The organism is Caulobacter sp. P1_B12_2 (assembly GCF_056406675.1).
Genome location: NZ_JBFTZS010000082.1, coordinates 1 through 12,788, shown reverse-complemented (window position 1 = coordinate 12,788; position 12,788 = coordinate 1). Strand labels below are relative to the sequence as shown.

13 protein-coding genes are annotated in these 12,788 nt (G+C 67.5%); 4 read left to right on the top strand and 9 right to left on the bottom strand.

Annotation, left to right across the window (positions count from 1 at the left end):
• Window positions 1–3 precede the first annotated feature (3 nt).
• On the top strand, window positions 4–156 hold the full coding sequence (locus AC1DZ6_RS07450; protein WP_477096562.1) for a DUF8200 family protein: 153 nt from the start codon (window positions 4–6) through the stop codon (window positions 154–156).
• 247 nt (window positions 157–403) lie between these two features.
• Here the strand turns inward: AC1DZ6_RS07450 and AC1DZ6_RS07445 are convergent, their stop codons facing one another.
• From AC1DZ6_RS07445 to AC1DZ6_RS07420, 6 genes are all read right to left on the bottom strand, one after another.
• Window positions 404–871 carry a GNAT family N-acetyltransferase gene (locus tag AC1DZ6_RS07445; protein ID WP_477096561.1) on the bottom strand — a complete coding sequence of 156 codons (468 nt, stop codon included), beginning with the start codon at window positions 869–871 and terminating at the stop codon, window positions 404–406.
• Between the two features lie 53 nt (window positions 872–924).
• Window positions 925–1,464 (bottom strand): hypothetical protein, encoded by a 540-nt coding sequence (locus AC1DZ6_RS07440; protein ID WP_477096560.1) that lies wholly within the window; start codon window positions 1,462–1,464, stop codon window positions 925–927.
• A 66-nt stretch (window positions 1,465–1,530) separates the two neighbouring features.
• Window positions 1,531–1,803, bottom strand: a complete 273-nt coding sequence (locus tag AC1DZ6_RS07435) for a type II toxin-antitoxin system RelE/ParE family toxin (protein WP_477096559.1) — start codon at window positions 1,801–1,803, stop codon at window positions 1,531–1,533.
• Window positions 1,791–1,970 (bottom strand): CopG family transcriptional regulator, encoded by a 180-nt coding sequence (locus AC1DZ6_RS07430; RefSeq protein ID WP_477096558.1) that lies wholly within the window; start codon window positions 1,968–1,970, stop codon window positions 1,791–1,793. The genes AC1DZ6_RS07435 and AC1DZ6_RS07430 overlap by 13 nt, the downstream gene beginning before the upstream one ends.
• 41 nt (window positions 1,971–2,011) lie before the next feature.
• A complete protein-coding gene (gene tipF / locus AC1DZ6_RS07425) occupies window positions 2,012–3,271 on the bottom strand; it encodes a flagella assembly cyclic-di-GMP phosphodiesterase TipF (RefSeq protein WP_477096557.1) in 1,260 nt (419 codons plus the stop codon).
• A gap of 180 nt (window positions 3,272–3,451) precedes the next feature.
• Window positions 3,452–5,821, bottom strand: coding sequence for a sulfatase-like hydrolase/transferase (locus tag AC1DZ6_RS07420; protein ID WP_477096556.1), 2,370 nt, complete (start codon window positions 5,819–5,821; stop codon window positions 3,452–3,454).
• A gap of 222 nt (window positions 5,822–6,043) precedes the next feature.
• Here AC1DZ6_RS07420 and AC1DZ6_RS07415 point away from each other — a divergent pair, with 222 nt between their 5' ends.
• Window positions 6,044–6,373, top strand: a complete 330-nt coding sequence (locus tag AC1DZ6_RS07415) for a FeoA family protein (RefSeq protein WP_477096555.1) — start codon at window positions 6,044–6,046, stop codon at window positions 6,371–6,373.
• On the top strand, window positions 6,370–8,247 hold the full coding sequence (gene feoB, locus AC1DZ6_RS07410; RefSeq protein WP_477096554.1) for a ferrous iron transport protein B: 1,878 nt from the start codon (window positions 6,370–6,372) through the stop codon (window positions 8,245–8,247). Before AC1DZ6_RS07415 ends, feoB begins: the two co-directional genes overlap by 4 nt.
• Window positions 8,248–8,326: 79 nt before the next feature.
• Here the strand turns inward: feoB and AC1DZ6_RS07405 are convergent, their stop codons facing one another.
• From AC1DZ6_RS07405 to AC1DZ6_RS07395, 3 genes are all read right to left on the bottom strand, one after another.
• Window positions 8,327–9,343, bottom strand: a complete 1,017-nt coding sequence (locus tag AC1DZ6_RS07405; protein WP_477096553.1) for an amidohydrolase family protein — start codon at window positions 9,341–9,343, stop codon at window positions 8,327–8,329.
• 250 nt (window positions 9,344–9,593) lie between these two features.
• Entirely contained in the window at window positions 9,594–11,102 is a 1,509-nt protein-coding gene (locus tag AC1DZ6_RS07400) for an arylsulfatase (RefSeq protein WP_477096552.1), read from the bottom strand.
• 235 nt (window positions 11,103–11,337) lie between these two features.
• Window positions 11,338–12,216 (bottom strand): 3-hydroxybutyryl-CoA dehydrogenase, encoded by an 879-nt coding sequence (locus AC1DZ6_RS07395; protein WP_477096551.1) that lies wholly within the window; start codon window positions 12,214–12,216, stop codon window positions 11,338–11,340.
• Between the two features lie 250 nt (window positions 12,217–12,466).
• On the opposite strand from AC1DZ6_RS07395, the gene AC1DZ6_RS07390 reads away from it, so the two are divergent.
• Window positions 12,467–12,788: glycoside hydrolase family 47 protein (locus tag AC1DZ6_RS07390; protein WP_477096550.1), on the top strand; the 322-nt coding region annotated here is incomplete at its 3' end.

Here is a 12,788-nt window from a genome sequence, read left to right as displayed (position 1 = left end):
CCCCTGCGCAGCTGCAAGCGCCTGGCCCGCGAGCTGGGGACGATCACCAGCTTCGGCTATCGCGGCGTGAAGCTGTCGGACGAAGAACTGGCGCAGTGCAACCCGGCCCAGGTGGCCAAGACGCCGGCGGCGTCCGAGGTCGCGGCGGCCCGCTGAGACTCCTGCCTCGGAGGAGGACCTTGGGGACGCGCGCCCGCGTGCGTCCCCAGTTTTTTCCTTCGGCCCATTGATCCACGCTCACGCCCGTCATCCTCGGACTTGTTCCGAGGACCCCTAGGTCCGCCGAGCAGTCCCTTTGAGTGGGGTTGCGATCTCACCGCTCCCCGGATCAACTTTCTTCGTGGTTGACCCAGGGGTCCTCGGAACAAGTCCGAGGATGACGGATGGGTGTTGGACGCTGGCGTTAAACCCCCACCGACCAGCAGAACAGCGGCCCGTCTTCCTCATCCTCGCGCTCGCCCGACTTCGCGAAGCCGTTGGCCTCGAGCACGCGCTGCGACGGGCCGTTGTCGATCGCCGTCTCGGCGGTGACGGTGGACACCCGATGGTCGCTCCGCGCCCAGGCCAGCACCTCGGCCACGGCCCGCCCGGCGATGCCGCGTCGGCGACGCGAGGCGGCCACGCCATAACCGATCATCACCGTGTCGCCGACATAGGGCGTGCGGACCAGCGAGGTCAGGCCCACCACCTCGCCGTCCTCGACGATCAGCCAGGCGTTGGGCTCGAAGGTCTCGCCGACCTCGGCCGACAGGCCGCGCAGCATGGCCAGCACCTCCGGCGCCTCGACTCCGCCCTCGGCGACGGTCAGGCCGTCGGGATCGCGCCCGGCGATCAGGTCGGCGAAATGGGCGTCGGTGGCTTCGATCAGCATGGAGGCTATATCGCCGTGTTCCCTGGACCTGTCATCCTGGACAATCCGGTGGATCAGGACTTCGGCCGGGTGATCTTGACGCCCGAGGCCAGCAGCTGCGGCTTGACGTTCAGGGCGTAGTCCTCGTCGAACTTCGCCTGGGCGTCGGCCTTGACGGCGGCGATCACCCGGTCGCGCGCCTCGCGCGCCGGACCGAAGCTGAGATCGCAGGTGCTGGCGGCCGGGTCCTGACCCTGGTCGGCCGCGCCGGTCTCGCCCGTGGGCAGCTCTTCCGACACCGGGTCGGTGCAGCCGAGCAGGCCGGTCATCGACGAGAAGCAGATCGTCCGCTGCAGATAGGCCCGCAGCCGCCAGCCGCATTGCACGGTCCGCTGGTCGACGCCCTCCGGAACCTTGCGGTCGACGTCGTAGCGCAGGAACACCTGGTGGCGGACCATGGCGCTTTCCGCCCGGCGAGCCTTGGTCAGCACCAGCCGCAGGTCGGCGGCGACGACCGTCATCGTGGCGCTGGCGCCCTTGACGGTGCTCGGCGCGGGAGCCGCATGGGGTGAAGACATGGGCGGCGGAGAGGCGGGCGGCGGTCCGGCTTGCATGACGATGTTCCCCCTTGGATGTGAAACAACCTTAGGGTGGGCGAGCGTCGCCGGTCAAATGACCCCCTAGTCGGGTCTACGAGCGGCGTGCCGGATGCGCAGGATAAAGACGTCATCGGCTTCGACGCGGTAGCGGATCAGATAGGGGCGAATGAGCGCGAGTTCTCTGCGACCGTTTCCGACGCTGCGTCCTCGATCCGGATTTTCAGCCAAGTCTTCGGCGGCGGCGACCAGCTTCAGGGAAAATCGTTGAGCCGCAAGCGGGCTGAACTGAGCGATATAGCTCCGAATCGCCAGAAGGTTGGCGCGGGCCTCGTCCGTCCAGATTACTCGCCGCACTTCGGGGCGGGGCTTTCATCGGGCGTGCCCCAGGAGAGAAGCCAGCGCTTCATGGCCTCGTGGCTGATGACCCGTCCTGCCGCGATATCGGCGTCGGCGCGGGCGTSCGCCGCCGCTTCGGCGTCGTCGTCGATCTCGTCGAAAAGTGAAGGCTCGGGCTTCGACATGGGCTCAGCCTACCACACTCTACGTTGGCCGAGGAGGCGCCTTACCGCCCGGCCCGTCGGCGCAGGGCGCCGCGCATGAAGTCCTGGGGCGGATCGGCTTCGGCGATGATCGAGTCGCGGATGGCGCGGGGCTCGCCGAACAGGTGGCCCTGGCCGTAGCCGATGTCGAGCTCCAGCACGTCGACGACCTGGCGCTCGTGCTCGACCTTCTCGGCGATCACCTCGATGCCGTAGCGACGGGTCAGGCCGGCGAAGTCCTCGGCGTTCAGGTCGGGCAAGGATGCGATGACCAGCTTGCCGTCCTGCTCTTCCAGCTGTTCCAGCATCATCTGGGCGCCGATCTTCAGGAACTTGACGTCGGCGCGGGCTAGGTCCTGGAAGTCCAGGTCCAGGTCGGTGACCTTGTCGAGGCTGAAGCGGAAACCGAGGCTGGCGAGACGCGCCATGTGGCGGGCCTCGACCGGGCCGCGGTCGTTGAAGGCGGCCTGGCCCAGTTCGAAGATCAGGGCGCCGTGCAGGTCCTTGTTGACCTGCAGGAACTCCAGGAACTGGGCGAAGAACACCTCGTCGGCCAGGCTGGCCAGCGAGATGTTGCAGAAGATCCCGACCTTGCGGTCCTGCTTGGCCAGGCGGCGGACGATCTGCACGCAGCGGAACAGCAGCAGGTTGTCGATCGCGGCGGTCAGGCCTTCAGGCTCGGCCACGGCCAGGTATTCGGCCGGCATCATCACGCGGCCGGTCTCGTCGCGCAGGCGCGAGAAGCTTTCGTAGAAGACGGTGCGGCGCTGGGGCAGGCTGACGACCGGCTGCAGGTAGAGGTCGACGCGGTTCTCGGCCAGGGCGTCCTGGACGGTCTCGATCAGGGCGGTGGACTGGGGCGAGCGGCCGCGCGGCTCGCTGCGGGCGACCTCGACCTGGTAGGTCAGCTGGTGCTCCAGCCGTTCGCTCATGCGCACGACCAGGTCCTCCAGCTGGTGGACCTCGCTGGTCAGTTCGGCGGAGCGGCGCTGGGCGTCGTCGGCGACGGTCTCCAGCAGGCCGGTGATGCGGGCGTCGACCTTTTCGACCTGCTCGAGCAGGATGCCGTGGGCCTCGCGGATGGTCTCGATGTCGACGCGCAGGGCCGCGCCTTGCAGGACGCCGGCGATCACGCCGTGGACGGCGAAGCACAGGCCCATGGCGCCGATGAAGGCGGCCAGGCCGACAGCCGGCGCCGCTCCCATCCGCCACAGGGCGAGGGAGATGACCAAGGCCAGACAGAGATAGGCGCCAGTCAGCAGCGCCAGCATCAGCCTTCGCATTCGAAATTCCTACGAATCGTCGAGCTCAGTATGCGAGTCGCGCTGGCCGTGAGTCGAACAGATTAACGCCCGTGAGCCATTACGCCGCGCCTTAACCACACATCATCTGTTCGTGAACGCGGGGGAAGGCCAGTGGGGCCGTCCGCGGCGGCCGACGACCGCCGCCGCCCGGTTTTCCGCCTATTGGCGCGCCAGGGCGACGCGGATGGCCTCGTCGGGGGACACCACGTGTCCTCCCGCCTCCTCGTCGTCGATGGCGATCTGCACGCCTCGAACCTTGCCGTTGAAGGCGTTGCCGTGCGGCGGGTAGTCCTCGGCCACCGGCGCGCCGGTGTCGCGGCCGATGTCCAGGCCGTCATCGGCCGAGAAGACCATCGGGGCCGTGGCCTCGAYCCGACCCTCGCCGACCTTGCCGCCGTCGACATAGAGGCTGACCGTTCCGCCCTTGGCCAGGCCCCCGCCGTCATAGGCGAACTCCATGCGGACCTGGTGGGGCCCGGCGGGCAGCGGCGCGTCGGCTTCAACATAGGCGTACTTCACGCCCACCAGGTTGTAGCAATACTTCAGCTTGCCGGCCTTGGCGTAGACCGCCCAGCCGCCGATGTTGCCGCCCTGGGCGATGATCACGCCCTCGGCGCCGCTTTCTGGAACGTCGAGCTCGGCCGTCACCGAATGGCTCTTGTTCTTGATGTTGAGCACCGAGTTTTCCGACAGCCGCCCCATGCTGCCGAACAGCAGCTGGGTCTTGCCCTTGATCAGCACGGGCCGACCGGCCAGATCGGAATTGAGCCGTTTGCCGACGTCGTCGTCGAGCGGCAGCACATTGTAGCGCACCGCCTCGATCAGCCACAGCCGCTGCAGGTCGTGCAGCTTGTCGGGCAGGTCCTTGGCCAGGTTCTTCGACTGCGTCCAGTCCTTGGTGGTGTCGTAGAGCTCCCAGACGTCGTCGTCGAACGCRGGCACGTCCTCGCCCACCAGCAGCCAGGGCGTCTTATGCCGCGTCACAGCCGTCCAGCCCTTGTGGTAGATGCCCCGATTGCCGAACATCTCGAAATACTGGGTCTCGTGCCGGTCGGCCGCGCCGGCCTCGTTGAACGAATAGACCATGCTGACGCCCTCGATCGGCGTCTGCTGCACGCCCTCGACCGACAGCGGTTCGGGAATGCCGGCGGCTTCCAGGATGCTCGGGGCGATGTCGATCACATGGTGGAACTGGGCTCGCACCTCGCCCTTGGCCGCGATCCCCCCGGGCCAATGCACGATCGTGCCGTTGCGGGTGCCGCCGAAGTGCGAGGCCACCTGCTTGGTCCATTGGTAGGGCGTGTTCATCGCGTGCGCCCAGCCGACCGAGAAGTGGTTGTAGGAGTCCGGCCCGCCCAGCTTGTCGATCCGATCCTTCAGAAACTCCGGCGTCTCGATCGCGGCCAGGCCATTGAAGTTGATCATCTCGTTATAGGTGCCGTTCATGGTGCCTTCGGCCGAGGCGCCGTTGTCGCCGATCACGTAGTAGATCAGCGTGTCGTCCAGGATGTTCAGCGTCTCCAGCGTCTCGACCAACCGGCCGACATGGTGGTCGGCGTATTCCAGGAAGCCGGCATAGACCTCCATCTGGCGGCGCAGGACGGGCTTGAGGTCGTCGGGCATGTCGTCCCAGGCCGGGATCTGCTCGTGGCGCGCGGTCAGCACGCTGTCGCCTGGAATGACCCCCAGGGCCCTCTGGCGGGCGAAGGTTTCCTCGCGCAGCGCGTCCCAGCCGGCGTCGAACTTGCCCTTGTACTTGTCGGCCCATTCGAGGGGCACGTGGTGCGGGGCGTGGGTCGCGCCGGGGGCGAAATAGACGAAGAACGGTCGGTCGGGGGCCAGGGCCTTCTGCTGACCGATCCAGTCGATGGCCTTGTCGGTCATGTCGGCCATGAAGTGGTAGCCCTCCTCGGGGGTCTTCTCCACTTCGATGGGCGTCGTGCCCTCGTACAGCGACGGATACCACTGGTGCGCCTCGCCGCCGATGAAGCCGTAGAAGTGCTCGAACCCGCCGCCGCCCGTCGGCCACTGGTCGAACGGCCCGACGGGGCTGGTCTGCCAGACCGGCACCTCGTGGCACTTGCCGAACTGGGCGGTGGAATAGCCGTTCAGCTTCAGGGTCTTGGCCAGGGGCGCGGCGGTGTTGCGCAGCACCGAGCAATAGCCGGGCGCCCCGGTGGCGATCTCGGTGATGCCTCCCATGCCCACCGAGTGGTGGTTGCGGCCGGTCAACAGGGCCTGGCGGGTGGGCGAGCACAGGGCGGTGGTGTGGAAGCGGTTGTACTTGAGGCCGTCGCCCGCCAGCCGCTCGGCCGTCGGGGTGCGGCAGGGGCCGCCGAACGCGCTGCTGGCGCCGAAGCCGACATCGTCCAGCAGGATCACGATCACATTGGGCGCGCCCTCGGGCGGACGGACCTGCTTGATCGGCGGATACCGCGTGTCGGGATCCTTGGCGTCGTAGGTGACCAGGCCCGTGCGGGATTGATCCGGCATCGGAAGAACCGTGCGGTTGTACGCGTCGTTCGACATGTCTGATCTCCGGAAGGCGGCCCGCTCAAGGCGCGGCGGAGCTTCCGGGTTGGACGCGAGGCGGTCCATCGGGTGGATCAACTAGCGGCGAAGCCTGGATGCCCCCTCCCGGGGGCGGAACATGCCCAGCGTTCGGCGCGCGTGCGACGTCCCGCCACCTAATCGCCGCATGACAGCGTGACCTTGGACTGATAATCGTTCGCAAGTTTTTCCGGTGCGACCATGTCCGACGCTCTCAGCCTGACTCCCGAACTCGCCGACATCCCCGCCTCCTCAGGCGCCGAAAGCCCGCTCAGCCTGGCCCGCAAGGGCCAGCGGGGCGTGATCGTGCGGGTCGGCGGTGACACCGGGCGGTCGGAGTCCATCGATCCGGAGGAGCTGGAGCGCCGTCTGCTGGAGATGGGCTTCGTCGAAGGCGCCCTGTTCGAGGTGCTGCACGAGGGCCTGTTCGGGCGCGACCCGATCGCCGTGCGCATCGACGACATGCGGGTGGCCCTGCGCCGCCGCGAGGCCGCCGCCGTCACCGTCCAGTTCGAAGGCCCGAAGTCTTGACCGACACCGTCGCTTCCCGTCCCGCGCGTCTGGCGCTGGTCGGCAATCCCAATTCCGGCAAGACCGCCCTGTTCAACGCCCTGACCGGCAGCCGCCAGAAGGTCGCCAACTACGCCGGCGTCACCGTCGAGCGGAAGGAGGGCGTCCTGACCCTGCCCGGCGGCCGCGGCGCCCACGTGCTGGACCTGCCCGGCACCTATTCCCTGCGCGCCCGCAGCCCCGACGAGATCGTCACCCGCGACGCCGTGCTGGGCCGTCTGGCCGGCGAGACGGCGCCCGACGTGCTGATCTGCGTGGCCGACGCCACCAACCTGCGGCTGGTGCTGCGGCTGGTGCTGGAGCTGAAGCAAGTCGGCCGGCCGTTCGTGCTGGCGCTCAACATGTTCGACATCGCCCAGCGCCAGGGCCTGCGCATCGACCTGGAGCGGCTGTCGGCCGAGATCGGCGCGCCGATCGTCACCACCGTGGCCACCCGCAAGCGCGGGCTGGAGGAACTGGTCGCCAAGGCCGACGCCCTGGCCATCAGCCACGAGGGCGAGCACGACAACGTCTGGCGCGAGCCGAGCGCGGCCGAGATCCGCGCCGCCCACCGCGAGGCCCAGCGGATCGTCAAGGCCTGCGTCCGCCCGGCCGAACGCCCCGACACCGTGACCGGCAAGGTCGACGCGGTGCTGCTGAACCCGGTCGGCGGCCTGCTGATCCTGGGCCTGCTGCTGTTCGTGATGTTCCAGGCGGTGTTCACCTGGGCCGAGCCGGTGATGGGCCTGATCGAGGCGGGCTTCGCGGCCCTCAGCACCGGCGTCGCCGCCGTGCTGCCCGACGGCCTGTTCCAGAGCCTGATCACCGACGGCCTGATCGCCGGGGTGGGCAGCGTGCTGGTCTTCCTGCCGCAGATCGTGATCCTGTTCTTCTTCATCCTGGTGCTGGAAGACAGCGGCTACATGACCCGCGCGGCCTTCCTGATGGACAAGATCATGGGCGGGGCGGGCCTGCACGGCCGGGCGTTCATCCCGCTGCTCAGCAGCTTCGCCTGCGCCATCCCCGGGATCATGTCGACGCGGGTGATCGACAACAAGCACGACCGGCTGACCACCATCCTGGTCGCCCCGCTGATGACCTGCTCGGCGCGGATCCCGGTCTACACCCTGATCATCGCCGCCTTCATTCCCCACACCAAGGTCTGGGGCGTGCTCAGCCTGCCGGGCCTGGTGATGTTCGGCCTCTACGCCAGCGGCATCGTCAGCGCCCTGGTGGTGTCGTTCGTGATCCGCAAGATCTTTTGGCGCGGCACGGTCGAGCCCTTCATGATGGAGCTGCCGACCTATCGCTGGCCCGAGCCGCGCAACGTGCTGCTGAACCTGTGGACCCGGGCCCGGATCTTCATCGAGCGCGCCGGCCGCATCATCCTGCCGCTGATGGTGCTGGTCTGGGTGCTGTCGACCTTCCCCTATCCGCCCGAGGGCGCGACGGGGCCGGCCATCGACTACAGCTTCGCCGGGCGGATCGGGCACTTCATCGCGCCCGTCATGCAACCCATCGGCTTCAACTGGCAAATGACCGTGGCCCTGATCCCGGGCTTCGCGGCCCGTGAAGTCGCCGTCGCGGCCCTGGGCACCGTCTACGCCGTGGGCGGCGACGACGAGGCCGGCACCAATCTGGGTCAGCTGCTGAGCCACCAGTGGTCGCTGGCCACGGCCCTGTCGTTCCTGGCCTGGTACGTGTTCGCCCCGCAGTGCGCGGCGACCCTGGGCGTAGTCAAGCGCGAGACCAACGGCTGGACCTGGCCGACGGTGATGTTCCTGTACATGACCGGCCTGGCCTATCTGGCCTCGTTCATCACCTACCACGTCGCCGTGTCGATGGGGGCGGGGTAGGGGTTTCATTCTCCGCGGCTGTCATCCCGGATCGGCGCGCTGCGCGCTTGTCAGGGATGACAATGCTGAGGGGGCGTTGTCAGCGCTTTGCGCCTTCGCCCACCCCCGCCGGATCGATCCGCAGGAACCGCGACGCATTCCCGTACAGGATCTTGCGCTTCTGGGCCGCCGTCAGAACCGGCGCGTTGCGGATTCGCTCGATCCCGACCCCCACCAGGTCGGGCCAGACCATCTGGTCGGAGCCGTACAGGATGCGGTCCTCGAAGCCCGCGTCGATCAGGCCCTTCAGATAGGGATAGAAGTCCTCGTCCCGATAGACGCCCGCCAGGATGCCGATCTCGGCATAGACCTGCGGGTGGGCGTACATCAGGGCGATCATCCGCTCCTTCATCGGCCAGCCGGCATGGACGACGAACACCCGCAGCTTGGGGTGGGCGACCAGCACCGGCTCCAGCAGCAAGGGGTCCGACAGGCTGGCGCGGTACGCCGGCGCGCCGAAATAGGTGATGCCTGGCGCGCCTGGCCCCATGTGGATGCCGACCGGGATGTCCAGCTCCTCGGCCAGCGCCCAATAGGGCTCCATGCGCGGATCGGTGGGGGAAATGCCCTGGTACTGGAAGGTAAGCTCCATCAGCGCCTTGACCTTGCCCTCGGCGTGCAGGCGGCGAACCGCGTCGAGCGAGGGCAGCTTGTCCGGGGAGCTCGCGCCCAGGGCCGGCATGATCCGGTCTGGAGCGTCCTGGCGCCAGCGCTCGACGGTCTTGGAGCCGCCRCCGACGATGGCGTAGACGTCGTACTTCCGCAGCATCGCGATCGTGCGCTGGCGAAGTTCGTCGTCGGTGGCCGCGCCGCGCACCTTGCTGGGACAGTCGGGCGCCATGAACATGCTGCCCAGATAGGCCTCCACGCCGCCGACCTGGGGATCCATCGGCTTCCAGGCGGGGAAGGGCGTGCAGATGTATTGCTGGGGCGGCCCCTCGGCGTCGGCGGCCTCGGCGTGGATGTGCATGTCGATCACCGGCTCGCGCGGCGTGGCCGCATGGCTGGTCGTCGCCAGCAGGGCCGACAGCGTCAAACCCGCGAGCGCGGACATCATCCTGGACTGAAGCATTCCCGCACCCCGCGCTGAACCTGACGGTCAAGGTAGCGGGGATAACGGCGTTACGCCAAGGCGCTTCGAGCCGGCGAACGAGACAATCCTCCGGCGCCGGGCGATCAAGCTGTTCAAGCCGGGAAGGCTGAAGACCTGCCCATGCTTCCCGCATGGAGCGGCCAAGGCGTGGAAACCCCCGCAAGTGTCATCCCGGATCTTCGCTTCGCGACGTCCGGGATGACAAGTTTGGTGGCTAGGTCTTGGGCATCAGCGCCTCGACCACGCCGTCGATGCTGAAGCTGGCCGACTTGGCGCGCGGCGGGAATTCCTTGAAGCTTTCCAGCCATTTGCCGACGATCGGCTGGGCGGCGTACATCACGAAATTGGCGTCGTTGATCATCCAGGTGTCGTATTTGACCGACACCTCGCCCGCCTCGAACGGATCGGAGCGCAGGTTGAAGATCTTGGGCACCCGCATGTTCTCGAACGGCACGCGCCAGGCGTTGATGCCCTCGGCCAGCTGCTGCTTGAAGTGGATCTTGTACTGCTTGACCCGCAGGGCCAGCAGGTCGCCGTCGTCGCTCCAGTAGAGGAAGCCCTCGCGCGGGCACTCGGCCTCGCCCTTCAGGAACGGCAGCAGGTTCACGCCGTCCAGGTGGACCTTGTAGCTCTTGCCGGCGATTTCGTAGCCGGCCTTGACCTTCTCCACGAGGTCGGGCTCGCCGGCCGCGGCGGCGAAGGTCGGGATGAAGTCCTGCAGCGAGGTGATGTCGTTGATCACGCGGCCGGGCTCGATGACGCCGGGCCAGCGCATGACGCAGGGCACGCGCCAGCCGCCTTCCCAGTTGGTGTCCTTCTCGCCTCGGAACGGCGTCGCGCCGCCGTCGGGCCAGGTGCACTTCTCCGCGCCGTTGTCGGTGGTGAACACCACCACCGTGTCGTCGGCGACGCCCAGCGCCTCCAGCTTGGCCATCAGTTGGCCGACATAGCCGTCCAGCTCGACCATGCCGTCGGGATAGAGACCCAGCCCCGTCTTGCCCTGGGATTCAGGCTTCAGGTGGGTCCAGACGTGCATGCGGGTGGTGTTGAAATAGCAGAACCAGGGGCCGCCCTCCTGGGTCTTGCGATCGATGAAGTCCAGCGCCGAGCCCAGGAATTCCTCGTCCACGGTCTCCATGCGTTCGCGGAAGAGGGGGCCGGTGTTTTCGATCACCTGCTTTCCGACATGGCCGAACTGCGGGTCGATCGTGGCGTCGTCGGTGTCGGTCGCCTTGCACTTCAGCACGCCGCGCGGGCCGAACCGCTTCCGGAAATCCGGGTCCTTGGGATACAGCGGCGACTCCGGCTCCTCCTCGGCGTTGAGGTGATAGAGATTGCCGAAGAACTCGTCGAAGCCGTGGACGGTGGGCAGGTGCTCGTTGCGGTCGCCCAGATGGTTCTTGCCGAACTGGCCGGTGGCGTAGCCTTGGTTCTTGAGGAACTGGGCGATCGTCGGGTCTTCGAAGCTGAGGCCCAGCTTGGCGCCCGGCATGCCTACCTTGGTCAGGCCCGTGCGGATCGGCGACTGGCCGGTGAGGAAGGCGGCGCGACCGGCGGTGCAGCTCTGCTGCCCGTAGAAGTCGGTGAAATTGGCGCCGTCCTGGGCGATCTTGTCGATGTTGGGCGTGCGGTAGCCCATCACGCCATTGTTGTTGCAGCTGACGTTGAACCAGCCGATGTCGTCGGCCATGATGAACAGGATGTTGGGCTTGCCACCGGGCATGGTCGCCTCCTTCGGACGCGCCAACTCGGGCGCCGCGAGGCGACTATCCGGGAGCCGGCCCTAGGGGGATATCGGCCAAATCCCCGACTTTCCGGGCCGTGATTTCCTCAGGCCGCCTGGGATGTTTCACCGTCAACATTCGGACTGCCAGTTCTCAGCCCATCCATTTTATCGTCATTCCCGTCCTTGTGGCGGGAATGACGGGAAGAAGAGAAAGGGGGCGAGACGCCCAGCCCTATCGCGTCGGGACCGGCACATCCCCGCGGTAGTCGTAGAAGCCGCGGCCGGCCTTCTTGCCCAGCCAGCCGGCCTCGACATATTTCACCAGCAGCGGGCAGGGGCGGTACTTGCTGTCGGCCAGGCCCTCGTGCAGCACGTTCATGATGCTCAGCACGGTGTCCAGGCCGATGAAGTCGCCCAGCTCCAGCGGGCCCATCGGATGGTTGGCGCCCAGCTTCATGGCGGTGTCGATGGCGTCGACCGTGCCCACGCCCTCGTACAGGGTGTAGATCGCCTCGTTGATCATCGGCACCAGCACGCGGTTGACGATGAAGGCGGGGAAGTCCTCGGCGTTGGACGTGATCTTGCCCAGCGACTTGGCGAAGGCCACGGCGCGCTCGTAGGTCGGCACGTCGGTGGCGATGCCGCGGATGATCTCGACCAGCTTCATCAGCGGGACGGGGTTCATGAAGTGCAGGCCGATGAACCGCTCGGGCCGGTCGGTCGACGAGGCCAGGCGGGTGATCGAGATCGACGAGGTGTTCGAGGCCAGCAGGGTGTCGGGACCCAGGTGGGGCTGCAGGCTGCGGAAGATCGACTTCTTGATCTCCTCGTTCTCGGTCGCCGCCTCGATGGCCAGGTCGGTGGCGCCGATCAGGGCCAGGTCCTCGGCGGCGGAGATCCGCGCCAGGGCCGCGGCCATGGCCGCCTCGTCGATGATGCCGCGATGCACCTGGCGGGCCAGGTTCTTCTCGATCAGGGCCAGGCCGGCGTCGATGCGCTCGCGCGAGACATCGTGCAGCCGCACGTCATAGCCGCCCAGGGCGACGACATGGGCGATCCCCGACCCCATCTGGCCGGCGCCGATCACGCCGACCGTCTTGATATCCGTCATTCAGGCAAGCCTTGTAAGAGGGCCTTGTTCGAGGCGGGGCAAGGCGTCGCGCGCCCGGCCCGAGTTCATGCCCGCTTTTCTAGCACGAGCAACCCCGTCGTCGCCAAGGCTTTGCTGCGACGCAGCGGAAAGGTCGCGGGGGAGGGGCGGTTTCCCACTTCACGCTCCACATCAGGTTGTCGTCGGGGATCTTCGCGCTGCGCGTTCGTCCGGGATGACAGGGTTTGGAATGAACGCTTAAGGTCGCCCCATGAACCCCTCGCGCCTCTCCCGCCGCCACGCCCTGGCCCTGGTCGCCTCGGCCGCCGCCGTCCCGGCCTTCGCCGAACCGCCCGAGGAGACGTGGGGCCTGCTCGCCGCCGACGTCCGGTCCGAATTCCAGTGGGCCTGGCGGGGCTATGTCGCCAAGGCCTGGGGCAAGGACGAGATCAATCCGGTCAGCGGCACGTCGTCGTCGTTCTTCGTCGAGGGCCACGACCTGGGGCTGTCGCTGGTCGAGGCGCTGGACACCCTGTGGATCATGGGGTTGGACGCCGAGTTCCAGGCCGGGGTCGACTGGGTCAAGGCGAACC